The organism is Algibacter lectus (assembly GCF_004368925.1).
Lineage (GTDB): Bacteria > Bacteroidota > Bacteroidia > Flavobacteriales > Flavobacteriaceae > Algibacter > Algibacter lectus.
On record NZ_SORL01000008.1, the window covers coordinates 225765 to 240223 of the forward strand.

General features: G+C 33.4%; 16 protein-coding genes. 8 read left to right on the forward strand and 8 right to left on the reverse strand.

Going from position 1 to position 14459, the window contains the following annotated elements:
* Positions 1-5: 5 nt before the first annotated feature.
* A complete protein-coding gene (locus tag DFQ06_RS09440) occupies positions 6-1019 on the forward strand; it encodes a phytase (RefSeq protein ID WP_052415196.1) in 1014 nt (337 codons plus the stop codon).
* A gap of 57 nt (positions 1020-1076) precedes the next feature.
* On the opposite strand, the gene DFQ06_RS09445 is transcribed toward DFQ06_RS09440, so the two are convergent.
* Positions 1077-1538, reverse strand: coding sequence for a DUF1569 domain-containing protein (locus tag DFQ06_RS09445; protein ID WP_133967413.1), 462 nt, complete (start codon positions 1536-1538; stop codon positions 1077-1079).
* Positions 1539-1616: 78 nt separating this feature from the next.
* Between DFQ06_RS09445 and DFQ06_RS09450 the strand changes: the two genes are divergently transcribed.
* From DFQ06_RS09450 to DFQ06_RS09460, 3 genes are all read left to right on the forward strand, one after another.
* On the forward strand, positions 1617-1910 hold the full coding sequence (locus DFQ06_RS09450; RefSeq protein WP_042502502.1) for a hypothetical protein: 294 nt from the start codon (positions 1617-1619) through the stop codon (positions 1908-1910).
* Positions 1911-2017: 107 nt separating this feature from the next.
* Positions 2018-2227 (forward strand): putative signal transducing protein, encoded by a 210-nt coding sequence (locus DFQ06_RS09455; protein ID WP_042496465.1) that lies wholly within the window; start codon positions 2018-2020, stop codon positions 2225-2227.
* A gap of 265 nt (positions 2228-2492) precedes the next feature.
* On the forward strand, positions 2493-3494 hold the full coding sequence (locus DFQ06_RS09460; RefSeq protein WP_133967415.1) for an NAD-dependent epimerase/dehydratase family protein: 1002 nt from the start codon (positions 2493-2495) through the stop codon (positions 3492-3494).
* On the opposite strand, the gene DFQ06_RS09465 is transcribed toward DFQ06_RS09460, so the two are convergent.
* Genes DFQ06_RS09465 through DFQ06_RS09475 form a run of 3 tightly spaced genes read right to left on the reverse strand, consistent with a single transcriptional unit; the run spans position 3460 to position 6184 of the window.
* Positions 3460-4110: a DUF4296 domain-containing protein gene (locus tag DFQ06_RS09465; RefSeq protein ID WP_133967417.1), complete on the reverse strand. Its 651-nt coding sequence runs from the start codon at positions 4108-4110 to the stop codon at positions 3460-3462. The two genes, DFQ06_RS09460 and DFQ06_RS09465, sit on opposite strands and share 35 nt — an antisense overlap.
* Positions 4107-5453 (reverse strand): dihydroorotase, encoded by a 1347-nt coding sequence (locus DFQ06_RS09470; protein WP_074936870.1) that lies wholly within the window; start codon positions 5451-5453, stop codon positions 4107-4109. Before DFQ06_RS09470 ends, DFQ06_RS09465 begins: the two co-directional genes overlap by 4 nt.
* Positions 5454-5461: 8 nt before the next feature.
* Entirely contained in the window at positions 5462-6184 is a 723-nt protein-coding gene (locus DFQ06_RS09475) for a polyprenol monophosphomannose synthase (RefSeq protein ID WP_042496458.1), read from the reverse strand.
* A 118-nt stretch (positions 6185-6302) separates the two neighbouring features.
* Here DFQ06_RS09475 and DFQ06_RS09480 point away from each other — a divergent pair, with 118 nt between their 5' ends.
* Positions 6303-6950, forward strand: a complete 648-nt coding sequence (locus DFQ06_RS09480) for a DUF4271 domain-containing protein (RefSeq protein ID WP_042496456.1) — start codon at positions 6303-6305, stop codon at positions 6948-6950.
* A 23-nt stretch (positions 6951-6973) separates the two neighbouring features.
* On the forward strand, positions 6974-7723 hold the full coding sequence (locus DFQ06_RS09485) for a uroporphyrinogen-III synthase (RefSeq protein ID WP_042496453.1): 750 nt from the start codon (positions 6974-6976) through the stop codon (positions 7721-7723).
* 87 nt (positions 7724-7810) lie between these two features.
* On the opposite strand, the gene DFQ06_RS09490 is transcribed toward DFQ06_RS09485, so the two are convergent.
* From DFQ06_RS09490 to DFQ06_RS09500, 3 genes are all read right to left on the reverse strand, one after another.
* Entirely contained in the window at positions 7811-9415 is a 1605-nt protein-coding gene (locus DFQ06_RS09490; RefSeq protein ID WP_074936868.1) for a S41 family peptidase, read from the reverse strand.
* Complete coding sequence (locus DFQ06_RS09495; protein WP_042496452.1) at positions 9412-9846, reverse strand: deoxycytidylate deaminase; 435 nt, start codon at positions 9844-9846, stop codon at positions 9412-9414. The genes DFQ06_RS09490 and DFQ06_RS09495 overlap by 4 nt, the downstream gene beginning before the upstream one ends.
* Before the next feature lie 244 nt (positions 9847-10090).
* Positions 10091-10681, reverse strand: a complete 591-nt coding sequence (locus tag DFQ06_RS09500; RefSeq protein ID WP_042496450.1) for a HupE/UreJ family protein — start codon at positions 10679-10681, stop codon at positions 10091-10093.
* Positions 10682-10928: 247 nt separating this feature from the next.
* Here DFQ06_RS09500 and DFQ06_RS09505 point away from each other — a divergent pair, with 247 nt between their 5' ends.
* Together DFQ06_RS09505 and DFQ06_RS09510 are read left to right on the forward strand one after the other, a co-directional pair.
* Complete coding sequence (locus DFQ06_RS09505; protein WP_133967419.1) at positions 10929-11447, forward strand: hypothetical protein; 519 nt, start codon at positions 10929-10931, stop codon at positions 11445-11447.
* A gap of 126 nt (positions 11448-11573) precedes the next feature.
* Positions 11574-13664, forward strand: a complete 2091-nt coding sequence (locus DFQ06_RS09510) for a M13 family metallopeptidase (RefSeq protein WP_042502496.1) — start codon at positions 11574-11576, stop codon at positions 13662-13664.
* A 74-nt stretch (positions 13665-13738) separates the two neighbouring features.
* Here DFQ06_RS09510 and DFQ06_RS09515 read toward each other — a convergent pair whose 3' ends face one another.
* Positions 13739-14452 carry a hypothetical protein gene (locus DFQ06_RS09515; RefSeq protein ID WP_074936865.1) on the reverse strand — a complete coding sequence of 238 codons (714 nt, stop codon included), beginning with the start codon at positions 14450-14452 and terminating at the stop codon, positions 13739-13741.
* Positions 14453-14459 lie beyond the last annotated feature (7 nt).

A 14459-nucleotide genomic window follows, 5' to 3' on the forward strand; every position in this document is an offset into this window, starting at 1 on the left:
ACATAATGAATTACAATAAAATAATATTACTAGGAAGCTTAACATTATTAACTGCATGCGGCACTCAATTCCCAGAAATTGCACCAGATGTTATTACAGAAAACACGTTGCACGATACTGATGATCCTGCCATTTGGGTAAACCCAAACGATGCCTCAAAAAGTATCATTTTCGGGACAGATAAAGAAACCAATGGTGCTATTTACGCCTTTGATTTAGACGGAAAAATTATAGAAAACAAAACCATTAGAAACATAAAACGACCAAACAATATCGATTTAGAATATGGTTTTAAACTTAACGACTCTACACAAACCGATATCATCGCCTTTACGGAAAGAGAAAACAAAACCATCCGTTTGTATTCGGTGCCAGATATGAAACCTTTAGACAACGGTGGTTTTCCTGTTTTTGAAAATGAAACTACGCCAGAGTTCGATGCTCCAATGGGTATTGCGCTTTATAAATCGCCAAAAACGAATGATATCTACGCTATTGTTGGACGTAAAAACGGACCAAAAGAAGGCTATTTACATCAATACTTATTAACTTCAGATAGTTTAGGTATACACTCAAAACTAGTTAGAACCTTTGGAACTTTTAGTGGTAAAAAAGAAATAGAAGCCATTGCTGTAGATAACGAAACAGGTATGGTTTATTATTCTGATGAAATGCACGGTATTCGCAAGTATCACGCTGAGCCATCGCAAGGAGATAAAGAAATTTATGCTTTTGGAGGTGAATATTTTGAGCGCGACATTGAAGGTATTGCTATTGCAAAATACGCCGACAAATCGTTTTTAATAGTATCTAACCAACAAGCACATACGTTTTGTATTTTCGATTTAAAAACAAATGCTTTTATTAAGGAATTAAATTTAGGCACTTTGGAAACCGATGGTTGCGATGTTACAACAGTGGCTTTAGGTGATAAATTTCCGAATGGTGTTTTTGTTTCTATGAATGATGAAAAGAATTTCTATTTCCACGATTTAGCAAAGTTGAAATTATTAGAATAAATCACTTTAAATTTTAATTAAAAAGGTTCTTTGAAAGCATTTCTAAGAACCTTTTTTTTATGATTTTAAAATATCGCGTATAATTTTTAAGTGATGATTGGTATGGATTTCTAAAAAACGAACAGTCTGTTTTTTATTAAGCATGCCAAACATAGGGTGATTAAAATAAGCGTTTTCCGGAAGCGTTTCTAGTTTTTTAATATGCGTTCTAGCAACTTGTAACTGATTATGTATTTCTGTTTCTACAATCGTTTCTGGAGGTCTTACTGATTTTGGTGCTCTAGCTTTACCTCTAGGAAAGAAACCTAATTTAAATAAAACTACACGCATAAAACTAAAGTTCGATTTATAAGTTTCGGGATTAGAATCTATAGCTTGCTCACTTACCGAATTAATCACTTTTAGGGCATGATCTAAATGCCAACCTATGGTAGATTTAGAAATTTGGCTACTCTTTTTATCTTTAGAAGAAACACACTTCTCCAGTTTAAATAACATTTCTGTTAAAATAATACTCATTCAATGTTAATTTAATAATTTTACTGAAAGATATTGAATAAATCATTAACTTTAGAGTATTGCGTTTGCAATTCCTTAATGTTTAATTTAATACTTACGCCTATGCTACCGTTTAGATCTGAAATTAGAAATTCCCCGAACCAGCAAGCTATCAAGATTTTTTTGAGCGATGAATCGTTAGACTCTAGAATTAAAAAGCATTTAGAACATTTTAATGAGATTGAAACCATTGAAATTACAGAAAGTATCGGACAAAATAGAGTTAGCGAAAATATCACCGTAGTTTTAAAGGATCATGCCGATATTACCAAAATGAAATCGTCTATAGATTCTAGTTTATGGTGGTATTTTGAAAAAGACCATGTGGATTAATTTGGTTTGACCTTGTATAAAAATAATTCTATTTATTATGAAATAACACTTTATTTTAAATGATAAGGTGTTATTATTTTACGTTAAAATTAATACCAAAAAAATAAATGAGCTTAACAACCATTAAAAAATCGAACTTAGCTTCGGATTTAATTATACTAAAAGGCAAACTAGAATCTGAAGGTATTACCTGTTACTTAAAAAACGAGTTTACAACGCAATTAATGCATTATGTACCTACTTGTGAAGTTGAACTTCAGGTATTAAATTCTGATCTAGAACAGGTTGAGAAAATAATGAGTGCCATGCAAGTTTAATTGCATTACTATTCAATAGGTCGCAGAACTTTACGCGATAGTGATTGCAGCGGCATCCTTTTTGTAAAGCATTTAAATAGGCTATGCTTTAATTTTTAACTGAAATTTCTTTGGAATTGAACAGATCCTGAAACAAGTTCAGGATTGCTTTGCAAAAAGATATAGCGGAAAGCGCGGTTTATTTTGGCCATTAAAAGCCAAAATAAAATTGCCCAAATTATACTAAAATAAGTGCTTTGGATTAAATATTTATTACTTTAGTTGCATGATATTAGTAACGGGAGGAACAGGTTTGGTTGGTGCGCATTTGCTGTATAAATTGACTAAACAAAACGAAAAAGTTAGAGCAATTTATAGGAGTGAACATAGGTTGCCGTTGGTAAAAAATGTATTTGAGTCTTTGGATACTGATTTTGAATTGCTTTTTGATTCGATAGAATGGGTGGAGGCTGATCTTTTGGATATTCCTGCATTGTTGGACGCTTTTTTGGGGATTACCCACGTCTATCATTGTGCCGCTTTTGTGTCTTTCGAGCCTAATAAATACCATCTTTTAAGGCGTACAAATATTGACGGGACTGCTAATATTGTTAACTTATGCTTATCGGAAAAAGTTGAAAAACTTTGCTACGTAAGCTCGATTGCGACTTTAGGCAGCGAGTTAAACAACAAGCCTGTTAGCGAGGAAACCATTTGGAATCCGGAAGCAGACAATAATGCTTATGCTATTACTAAATACGGTGCCGAAATGGAAGTTTGGCGCGGTACTCAAGAAGGTTTGGATGCTGTAATTGTAAATCCTGGTGTTATTTTAGGTTCTGGTTTTTGGGACAATGGCACCGGTAATTTATTTAAAAAAGCTAAAAAAGGGTTTCCGTTTTACACCTCGGGAACTATTGCTCTAGTTACTGTTAATGATGTGGTACGCGCTATGACAACTTTAATGAATAGCGACATTGCTAATGAACGTTTTGTTTTGGTGGCAGAACATTGGACTTACAAACGTTTTTTAGAAACTTTAGCGACAGCTGTTAATGGGAAACCACCTAAAAAACTAGCATCAAGTTGGTTACTAAATATAGGTTGGCAATTAGATTGGGCCAAAACTAAACTTACAGGTATGCGTAGGCAATTAACGAGAAATTTGGTGCGCACGCTATCTACCGATACGCAGTACAATAGCGATAAAATAAAAACAGCCTTAAATTTTGAATTTAAAGCTGTTGATGATATTATTCGCGAGACCGGACGTCTTTATCTGAAATAGGTTTAACTAATTTCGATTTTATTTTTGAAAGTTTTTGGCGGTCTACACTTTCAATTTTCTCCAACACATCGTCGGTAACGGTTTTATTTTCTTCTATAATTTTATTAAACTTCTCTTTTAGCAAGGTTGTGTCTAATAAAATTTCTTTTTGAAGACGTGTTTTAATAGAATCATGAAGTTTTAAATTAGAAATAGAATCTTTTAATGTGGTTAGCATTTGAAAAGAATCTTGCTTTCTTTTTCTAGCAACTTCGGCTTCTTCTTTTTTCTCTACGTCTTTATAAAACAACTTTAAGGCTTCTAGACTGTCTTTTACCTTTTGGTAAATTTCATCGTATTCCTCAATATTAAACGTGTAGTATTCGTTGCTTTCTGCAAACTGTAAACTATCTACATTATGTTTTTTAAACACATAGGTTTCTAAATCGACACCATGGCTTTCCATAATACGCTTATTAGCCATATTGGCGGAACCTACTATTTTTGCATCAATTAAAATATCGACCATTTTTTCCTTAGAAATTAAATTCTTAGGCTTTTTAGGCGCTTTAAATTGATAACAAGCTGTTACCAATAGCATGATGCTTAAATATGTTGAAAATCGGTTTAAAATCATCTATCGAAAGTTAATCTTTTTGCTGCTTTTACCTCGTTAAACTTACCATTTTGGTACACTAAAGCTCCATTTAAAAACGTATGGGTTATTCTAGATTTAAAGGTAGCGCCTTCAAAAGGAGACCATCCACATTTATATAAAATATTATCTTTTTTAACCGTCCATGGGTTATTTAAATCTACTAAAACTAAATCGGCAAAATAACCTTCCTTTACATAACCACGTTTTTCGACTTGAAATAAAATAGCCGGATTATGACACATTTTTTCGACAACCTTTTCAATAGAAATTTTTCCTTTATGGTACATTTCTAACATAGCAGGTATAGCGTGTTGCACTAATGGTCCGCCCGATGGTGCTTTTGTATAAACGTTATTTTTCTCTTCTATAGTATGTGGCGCATGGTCTGTTGCTATAACATCGATACGATCGTCTAGTAAAGCTTCCCAAAGTTGATCGCGATCTTCTTTAGTTTTTACCGCAGGATTCCATTTTATCAATGTTCCTTTTTTATCGTAATCTTCATCACTAAACCAAAGGTGATGTATACAAACTTCGGCTGTAATCTTTTTATCTTTTAAAGGAATTTTATTACTGAATAAGTTTGTTTCTTTACCTGTAGATAAGTGAAAAACATGCAGTCTAGCACCTGTTTTTTTAGCCAATTCTATAGCTCTAGAAGATGAAATATAACAAGCTTCTTCACTACGGATAATTGGATGATATTTTAATGGAATATCATCGCCAAATTTATCGATATGTTCTTGTAAATTCTTTTTTATGGTAGCCTCGTCTTCACAATGCACAGAAATTACCATATCGGTACTTTTAAAAATATTTTCTAAAACCGCTGGATCATCTACCAACATATTACCGGTAGAAGAACCTAAAAACAACTTTAAACCGGCAACCGATTTTGGATCAACTTTTAAAATTTCTTCTAAATTATCGTTAGTTCCACCAAACATAAACGAGTAATTAGCATAAGATGTTTTAGCTGCTATATCGAACTTTTCCTCTAACTTTTCTACAGTTGTAGTTTGCGGATTGGTATTTGGCATTTCGATAAACGATGTAATACCACCTGCAATAGCCGCTCTAGATTCGGTTTCAATATTTGCCTTTTGCGTTAAACCTGGTTCTCTAAAATGAACCTGATCGTCGATAGCTCCCGGTAAAACATATTTTCCTTCGGCATCTAATACATGCACATCGGCAGATTTTGCACTTATAGAATCGTTAATTTCTTTAATGTAATTACCCTCTATTAATATATCGCCTTTTATTGTTTTTCCATCGGTAACAATATGAGCGTTTTTAATAAGTGTCGTTCTTAATTTCATAATCTTTCCTATTTTTTAAATAGACTTTTTAGTTTCATTGTAATAACTCCAAAAATAGCTTCGGAAATAATGCCGCCGCTTAATTTAGAAACTCCTTTTGTTCTATCTGTAAAAATCACAGGGACTTCAATAATTTTAAATTGCTTTAAATAAGCTTTAAACTTCATTTCAATTTGAAAGGCATAACCAATAAACTTAATGGTGTTTAAATCTATAGCTTCTAGCACCTCGCGCTTGTAACACACAAAACCAGCAGTGGTATCATGAATTTGCATTCCGGTGATAATACGCACGTATTTAGATGCCCCGTAAGACATTAGCACACGATTCATGGGCCAATTTACGACATTTACACCTGTTTTATAGCGTGAACCTATAGATACTCCTGCTCCTTCTTCCGCGCAAGCGTTGTATAATTTTATTAAATCGGTTGGATTATGTGAAAAATCGGCATCCATTTCAAAAATATAGTCATATTTTTTATCGATAGCCCATCTAAAACCATGAATATAAGCGGTACCAAGGCCCGATTTCTCTTTTCTAACTTCCAAAAACAATCGATTAGCAAATACACCTTGCAGTTCCTTAACCTTTAAAGGTGTTAAATCTGGCGAATTATCATCAACAACGAGTACGTGAATGTCATCAGACTGAGCAAACACTGCTGTGATAATAGCTTCTATATTTTCTATTTCGTTATATGTTGGTATAATTACAACACTACCCTTCATCATTTTCCTTTTGAAAGCCTACAAATTTTTAGCAAATGTACATTTTTTAAAATACGGGTTCTTTAAAAATTCCTTAATATTTTAGCTGTTTTACTAATAATTATAATAATTTTATACCGTGATTAGAGCTATTCCATCAAACGAACTATTTACCATACTTTTAATAATAGGTATGGCGGTTATTGCTATAGCAAAACTTACTGCGCCTAAACGTTTTACGGACTTCACTTTTGTGGTAATAAACTCGAAGTATCTTAATATTTATGCTCGAGATCAGAAGTTTTTCGACAAGTTTGACGCTCTACTATTTGGAAACTTAATTCTATCGGCATCTGTGTTTAGTTACATTGTTTATAAACACACCTATAACATTACCGATGTCTCTATTAATTTAATGTTTAAAATAGCCGTTGGCATATCGGTTTTTATATTAATAAAAGTACTTTTAGAACGCCTTTTAGGTAGTATTTTTTCTATAGATGGACTTGTAGACCAGTATGTATTTCAAAAAATTAGTTACAAAAACTTTTTAGGTGTTATTTTACTACCCATAAATGGCCTTTTACTTTTCACATTATCCCCAACAACACAAGTAATATACGGCTTTATTGGGCTACTTGTTTTAGTTAATTTAATCGGGCTAATAACCTCATTTAAAAGACATCAAAATTTAATAAAAAACAACTTGTTTTATTTTATTTTGTATCTTTGCGCACTTGAAATCGCACCTTATCTATTTTTATATAAGGTTTTGGCTTCAAAATAACAGAATAAAAACTGATTGCGCTTATGAAAGTGAAAACCATTTTAGTATCTCAACCAGAACCTAAAATAGAAAACTCACCTTACTTCGATTTAGAAGAAAAACAAAAGGTGAAAATAGATTTCCGTCCTTTTATTCATGTTGAAGGGGTTTCTGCCAAGGAGATTAGACATCAAAAAATAGATTTAGGCCAGTACACAGCCATTATATTAACAAGTAGAAATGCTGTAGATCACTTTTTTAGAGTGGCCGACGAAATGCGTTTTAAAGTTCCTGATAGTCTTAAATATTTCTGCCAATCGGAAGCTGTTGCTTATTATTTACAAAAATATGTGGTTTATAGAAAACGTAAAATTTATGTTGGAAAACGTACGTTTGCAGAACTTTCTCCACTTATTAAAAAATATAAAGACGAAAAATTCTTGTTACCAACTACAGATAAAGTTAAACCGGAAGTACCAGATACTTTAGATGCTTTAGGTGTGCAATGGAAACAAGCTACGTTTTACAAAACTGTGGTTAGTGACTTAACAGATTTAGCTGATGTACTTTACGATATACTTGTATTTTTCAGTCCATCGGGAATAGAGTCTTTATTTCAAAACTTTCCAGATTTTAAACAAAATGATACTCGTATCGCTGTATTTGGAAACACTACAATTAAAGCAGTAGAAGAAAAAGGTTTACGTGTAGATATTGCTGCGCCAACACCAGAAACACCTTCTATGACTATGGCTTTACAGAAATACATTGATAAAGTAAATAAAGGAAAATAAAAACACCTTTTTTTTTAGATGATAACAAAAACGCCCGATTTAATTAAATCGGGCGTTTTTAGTTTTATATAGTAACCTAAATAGTAGTTATTCCTTAACAGCTAAACCTTCATCACTCAGTTTAATCACCTCTTCTATCATGGTATCACTCTTGTTAAAGATTTCATCAAATGCGCCATCTCCAAATAATTGATCACCTAGAGTTGCTTTAATAAACTGTTTTATTTCTTTTTGATAAGCCACAAAGGTAATCGCGGTATCTGTTCTTAAGTTTAAATAATCTTGAAAGGCAAAAACCATATCGTCTCCTACTTCAAAAGACTCTATAAAATCACTACGCGAAATCTCATCATATTTATGACGGTCTTTCTCAAGCTCTTCAAACACAAAATACCCCATAAAACCACGACGCTGTAAAAACGTTAATGTTTCATTCTGCATACTTGTATCTATAGGCACAAAAACATCAGGAATAATACCACCACCACCGTAAACTACTTTTCCGCCAGGTGTTGTAAACTTTAAGGAGTCGGCTACTTGTATTTTTTCAGAATCTAAAAGCTCACCACTTTCAAGACGCTCAAAATAATCATCGTAATAATCTTTATTGCCATTTTTATAAGGTCTTTGTATAGAACGTCCCGTTGGTGTATAATAACGAGATACCGTTAAACGTACGGCACTACCATCACCCAATTCCATTTCACGTTGCACTAAACCTTTACCGTAAGAACGTCGCCCTACAATAGTTCCTTTATCGTTATCTTGAATAGCACCCGCAACAATTTCACTAGCCGAAGCAGAGTTCTCATCAATTAACACATAAATTTTACCATCTTCAAAATCACCTTCATCTGTGGCAAAGCTTTTATTTATTTGGCCACGTCTATTTTTAGTGAATAAAATAAGTTTATCTTCTTCCAAAAATTCATCTACAATTTTATTTGCAGTATCTAGAAAACCACCAGGGTTATCGCGTAAATCCAAAGCAATTTCAGTGGCTCCGGCTTCAATTAATTTATCTAAACCTGTTTTAAACTCATCATAAGTGGTTTCCGCGAAGCGATTCACCTTAATATAACCTAGTTTTTTAGTTAACATATAAGCCGCATCCACACTTTTTATTGGAATAAGATCACGCTTTACAGTAATATCCAAAAGTTCCGGCTCACCTTTTCTAAAAATCTTAAGTTTTACATCGGTATCAATACGGCCTTTTAATTTTTTAACCATATCGTTTTCACGAAGTTTACTTCCGTAAAGTGTATCGCCATCGGCCATCACAATTCTGTCTCCACCTCTGATACCGGCTTTTTCACTTGGCCCGCCTTCAATAGAACGAATAACGGCAATGGAATCTTTATACGGATAAAAACTAACGCCAATACCCACAAAATCACCTTTCATGTTCTCGGCAACACCCTCCATTTCTTCCTTAGGAATATACACCGAGTGCGGATCTAAATTTTCTAAAATTCCATTTACGGTAACATCAACAATACTATCGGTATTTATATCATCTACGTAATCGTAATCGATATAATCAATAAGTCTATTAAGTTTTTCCTTTTTACTGTTTTTCGTAAAAACCCGGTCCGACGACCCCGAAAAACTCAACTTCCCTCCAATAAAAATACCCGCAGCAATAGCTACGCCTAAAATCAATGGCAAATATTTTTTTTGATAGGTCATTCTGCTGTTAAATCAACTATTTGTTCGAGTTCAATTCCTGCTTTTTCAAGAAACCTTAAACCCGAATCATCTTTATAAGAATCGTGATAAACCACCTTTACAACACCCGCTTGGTGTATTAATTTACTACACTCCTTACACGGCGACATTGTGATATAAAGTGTTGCACCTTTGCAAGATTGCGTAGAAGCTGCAACCTTTAAAATAGCATTGGCCTCGGCATGCAAAACATACCATTTTGTGTATCCTTCATCATCTTCACAAAAATTCTCAAAACCAGACGGTGTTCCATTGTAACCATCCGAAATAATCATACGGTCCTTTACAATTATCGCCCCAACTTGTCGGCGTTTACAATACGATAATTTACCCCATTCTTTCGCAATGCGCAAATAGGCCTTATCATATTTTTGTTGTTTATTTTTTGGCATCAATTCGTTTTAATTATGGCGTTACCCTCATTTTAAATCTCAGGCATTAACCCAAATACAATAGGCTTATTCGGGTCGGGCTTTCCGCTATATCTTTTTCTATTAATACTACTGCTTTGGCAGTCGAATTCATAAAAAAAGGATGCCGCATCAATCCCTAACGCAAAACTGTCTGTTCGATTAAACGAATATAGTTCGATTGTATTTTAATTACAACCTCTGTAAGTTAAAGTTTTATCAAAAATTAAGATAAAAAGTCGCTATTTAGTATCATCGGAATCACTAAACCAACCACAATAGACGAAATAACCATAACCCAGTCACGCTTAGAAAATCTAAAAATAGTTTGCACTAAATACCCCAAGAACAACACAATAAATACAATAATTATTTGTGCTAATTCTATACCTAAGGCAAATTCTAAAAGCAATAAAATTTTATTATCGTTGCTCCCTAAAAGCATTTTAAATTCTCGTGCAAAACCTAAACCATGTATTAAACCAAAGAAAAGTGTGGTTAAAAACAAAATGCCAACTTTTTCCTTTTGCGCTCCTTTACCCGCTGTAAACACATTAAAAAGTGCCGCAACCATAATGGTAACAGGTATTAAAAACTCAACAATAGCACCATTTACAGTAATCACGCCATAAGCTGCCATAACCAAGGATAAAGTATGCCCAAGAGTAAACATTGTAACTAATAAAAGTACGCGTTTCCAGTCCCTAAACAGGTACGGAACCGTTAGAACAATTAAAAATAAAACATGATCATAGGCATTTATATCAAGTACGTGATTAACACCATACTCCACGTTAAACCAAAAATTTTCTAACATATTAATTACAATTTAGGGATTTCACCAAGTTTAAGAAACGCTTTATTCTTTAAACACATTTGGCATTGCATCAAAGATACAATTAATTACAATTATTTTAAAAACACTTTATTTTTTTACAAATCAAGTGTTTATCGCTATTACCAAACTTAAATACAACAAAATATAGCACCATTTCGTTCTACTTACTACCAAACACATTGCGGATTAGTATATATTTGTAACCTATCTTTTTAATTGAATTATAATGACGTTTAAAATTTTAATTACTCTAAGTATTTTGCTTTCATTTTCGGCGTGTAAAAAAACACAAGACACTGAGGTTGAAACCGAAATTGAAGAAACCACCTCTCAAAACCTTTCAGAAAAAAGTATAGCACAACTTAAATATGTGGAATACGCCTTAGATGTTAAAACAGAAAAAGCTATTGAAGATTGGGCAGAATATTTTCAATTAGAAACCCACATCAACAATGTAAAAAAAGGAGATTTAGTTTTTTTCTATGATAACGATAAAAATATAAAAACACTGTTACGCGATTTAAAAAAGGATATCCCAGAAGCCGTGAATAGCGATGCTACACTAGCTAGAATTTCGGCCTTAGAAACACATCTTTACAAACTAAAAAGCTTAGCTAACTTAGAATCTACAAGCAAAGACGAACTTCTTTTAACTATAAAAGATTTCTTAATATCGTTCTCTAACTTCAACTTTCAAATGAACCAAAAAATTGAAGCCGACGGTATTAACATAGCTAAACCATAAAACCTTCTTTTTAACCTCATTTTCACTTTTAAACAAATCTGCTTCTATAAAGTAGAATTTATATGTATTTTAGCGCATAAGATTACATCTTAACACTATAACTCACTATAAACCTAAAAATTGAAAATGAAACCTAATTACCTATCCCTATTAAGTGGGCTTGCTTTTCTTTCTGTTGTCGCTTGTAAAACCGACGAAAAAAAAGAAACTATAGCTCAAGTTGAAACTGTACCAGGAATTAACCTAGAATTCATGGATACTACAACCAAACCCAACGACGATTTCTTTAGATACGTTAACGGAAAATGGTTAGACAACAACGAAATCCCATCAGACAGAACACGCTGGGGAAGTTTTGACGAGCTTAGACAAAAAACAGACGACGATGCGCTTACTATTTTAAAAGCAGCATTATCGACAGATAAAGATTTAAAGAAAACGGAAATTGTTGCTGGTTCGGATCAAGATAAAGCGGTAAAATTATACCAAACCATAATGGATACTATTGCTAGAGATAAGCAAGGTATAGAACCATTAAAACCTTACTTAGCAAAAATTGATGCTATAGAAAACATCCAAGACTTACAAGATTACATTATAGAAATGGAATCTAAAAGTGGCTCTGGTTTTGTTGGTTTTTATGTGGGCGCTCACCCTAAAGACAGTAACAAAAATGTTGGTTATATAGGTGGAGGCAGCTTAGGTTTACCAGATCGTGATTACTACATTAACGACGATGAAAACTCGAAAGAAATTAGAGCTAAATATTTAGCACACATTTCTAAAATGTTACAACACTTAGGAGAAACGGAAGAAGAAGCAAGCTCTGAAGCTTTACAAATTTTAGATTTCGAAACACGTTTAGCACAATCAAAAATGGACAAAGTAGAGCGTCGTGATGCACGTAAACGCTTTAACCCAAGATCTATTGCCGATTTACAAAACATGGTGCCAGCTATAAACTGGGATGCTTATTTTAAAGGTATTGGTGTGAAATCTATCGATACTGTAATTGTTGGCGAAGTAAAGTATTTTGATGCCTTACAAGGTATTTTAAAAGAAAACAACGTAGCAGATTGGAAAGCTTATTTACGCTGGAACAGCTTTAATGATGCTGCTGGATTATTAAGCACAGATTTAGCTAAAGCAAACTGGGAATTCTATAGTAAAGAACTTCGTGGAGCTAAGGCTCAAAAACCTTTAAACGAACGTGCTTTAGGCACTGTAAACAATACTGTTGGTGAAGCGCTAGGTAAATTATATGTAGAAAACTACTTTCCGCCAGAAGCTAAAGCAAAGGCAGAACGCATGATTAAAAACGTAATTCTTGCTTTCCAGAATAGAATTTCGAATGTATCATGGATGACGGAAGAAACTAAGGAAAAAGCCATTGAAAAACTTCTAGCTCTAAAAGTAAAAATTGCTTACCCTGATCAATGGACAGATTACGCAGAATTGCAAATTGAAGGTCCAGAAGAAAACGGATCGTACTTACAAAACATACTTAACGTTAGAGCTTGGAATCATAAAAAAACCATTGAAGAGCTATCTAAACCTGTAGATAAAAGCGAATGGGGTATGGCTCCACAAGTAGTTAACGCTTACTTTAACCCACCTTACAACGAAATTGTTTTTCCTGCTGCTATTTTACAACCACCATTTTACAATTTCACTGCAGATGATGCTGTAAATTATGGAGGTATTGGTGCTGTAATTGGTCATGAAATTTCACACTGTTTTGATGATTCTGGATCTCGCTATGATAAAAACGGAAACTTAAACAACTGGTGGACCGATGAAGATTTAAAACAATTTGAAGCTTTAGGAAAAAATTTAGCCGATCAATATAGCGCTATTGAAGTTTTACCTGATGTACATATTAACGGTGCTTTTACACTTGGTGAAAACATTGGAGATTTAGGTGGTGTTAATGCTGCTTATGATGCTTTACAAATGGATTTAGAAGCTAACGGAAGACCAGAGCCTATTGATGGTTTTACACCAGAACAACGCTTTTTTATGAGTTGGGCAACCGTTTGGAGAAGCAAGATGAGAGACGATGCTTTAAAGACAAGAATAAAAACAGATCCGCATTCTCCTGGAATGAACAGAGCTGTACAACCTTTACTTAACATCGATGCATTTTATAGCGCTTTCGATATTAAAGCTGGAGACAACATGTATATTGAACCAGAAAATCGTGTAAAAATCTGGTAATAACATATAATTAATAAAAACAAAAAAGGCGTTTTCTATATTTAGAAAACGCCTTTTTTAATACTATACTATTCTTATTTTTTATCCTGAGCAGCCTGAGCTTGCATCACTTGCTTTTGCCTTAACAACTCTGTTTTAGTAAGCTGTACTAAATTAAAATTAGGCGCTTCTTTTAAAATACTATCTAAAATATCTACAGCTGCATCTATATTTGCTTTTTTATCTTTATTGTAAGTTGCTAAAGCATTTAAATACATAAAAGCCGATTTTAATGGCACTTCATAAGGCGATTGTGTTTCGTAAAAAGCCTTTTTCATATCTGCTTCCGAATTGGCGATACCATAATCAATATGCTTTTGGGCCTCTGCTTGCATATTAGTTTGCATATTTAATTCTGCCAACTCATAAGCTACTAACGGGTTTTGTTCTCTTTTAAACATTTCGTTAAAATGCTCTATAGCTAACTTAGGTCGTTTTACTGCTTTTAAAGACACTGCTTTTACCTCAACTGCAATATCAGAATCGGTAGACATTTTTACAACACCTATTGTGTTTAAAGCCTGCACATATTTACCTTCACTCATATAAATGTAGGCCAATGTATCTTGGCGTGCTTCCGATGGAGACAAAACATTTAAATGCGTCATGGCATTTATAATACCTTGCACATCACCTTGTAGCCTCATTTGCTTATAATATCCTTCGTAATGTTTTAATAAATCTGAATTTGTTTGCGCTTGCATTTGAAAACCACATGCTACAACAACAAGTAATAAAATCTTTCTCATCTATCTA

Bases quoted from the DNA above. Each gene is read 5' to 3' on its own strand.
- DFQ06_RS09440 (WP_052415196.1), top strand. From the start codon at position 6: ATGAATTACAATAAAATAATATTACTAGGAAGCTTAACATTATTAACT.
- DFQ06_RS09475 (WP_042496458.1), bottom strand. From the start codon at position 6,184: ATGAAGGGTAGTGTTGTAATTATACCAACATATAACGAAATAGAAAAT.
- DFQ06_RS09500 (WP_042496450.1), bottom strand. From the start codon at position 10,681: ATGTTAGAAAATTTTTGGTTTAACGTGGAGTATGGTGTTAATCACGTA.
- DFQ06_RS09455 (WP_042496465.1), top strand. From the start codon at position 2,018: ATGAGCTTAACAACCATTAAAAAATCGAACTTAGCTTCGGATTTAATT.
- DFQ06_RS09470 (WP_074936870.1), bottom strand. From the start codon at position 5,453: ATGAAATTAAGAACGACACTTATTAAAAACGCTCATATTGTTACCGAT.
- DFQ06_RS09485 (WP_042496453.1), top strand. From the start codon at position 6,974: ATGAAAGTGAAAACCATTTTAGTATCTCAACCAGAACCTAAAATAGAA.
- DFQ06_RS09505 (WP_133967419.1), top strand. From the start codon at position 10,929: ATGACGTTTAAAATTTTAATTACTCTAAGTATTTTGCTTTCATTTTCG.
- DFQ06_RS09490 (WP_074936868.1), bottom strand. From the start codon at position 9,415: ATGACCTATCAAAAAAAATATTTGCCATTGATTTTAGGCGTAGCTATT.
- DFQ06_RS09515 (WP_074936865.1), bottom strand. From the start codon at position 14,452: ATGAGAAAGATTTTATTACTTGTTGTTGTAGCATGTGGTTTTCAAATG.
- DFQ06_RS09495 (WP_042496452.1), bottom strand. From the start codon at position 9,846: ATGCCAAAAAATAAACAACAAAAATATGATAAGGCCTATTTGCGCATT.
- DFQ06_RS09445 (WP_133967413.1), bottom strand. From the start codon at position 1,538: ATGAGTATTATTTTAACAGAAATGTTATTTAAACTGGAGAAGTGTGTT.
- DFQ06_RS09460 (WP_133967415.1), top strand. From the start codon at position 2,493: ATGATATTAGTAACGGGAGGAACAGGTTTGGTTGGTGCGCATTTGCTG.
- DFQ06_RS09465 (WP_133967417.1), bottom strand. From the start codon at position 4,110: ATGATTTTAAACCGATTTTCAACATATTTAAGCATCATGCTATTGGTA.
- DFQ06_RS09510 (WP_042502496.1), top strand. From the start codon at position 11,574: ATGAAACCTAATTACCTATCCCTATTAAGTGGGCTTGCTTTTCTTTCT.
- DFQ06_RS09450 (WP_042502502.1), top strand. From the start codon at position 1,617: ATGTTTAATTTAATACTTACGCCTATGCTACCGTTTAGATCTGAAATT.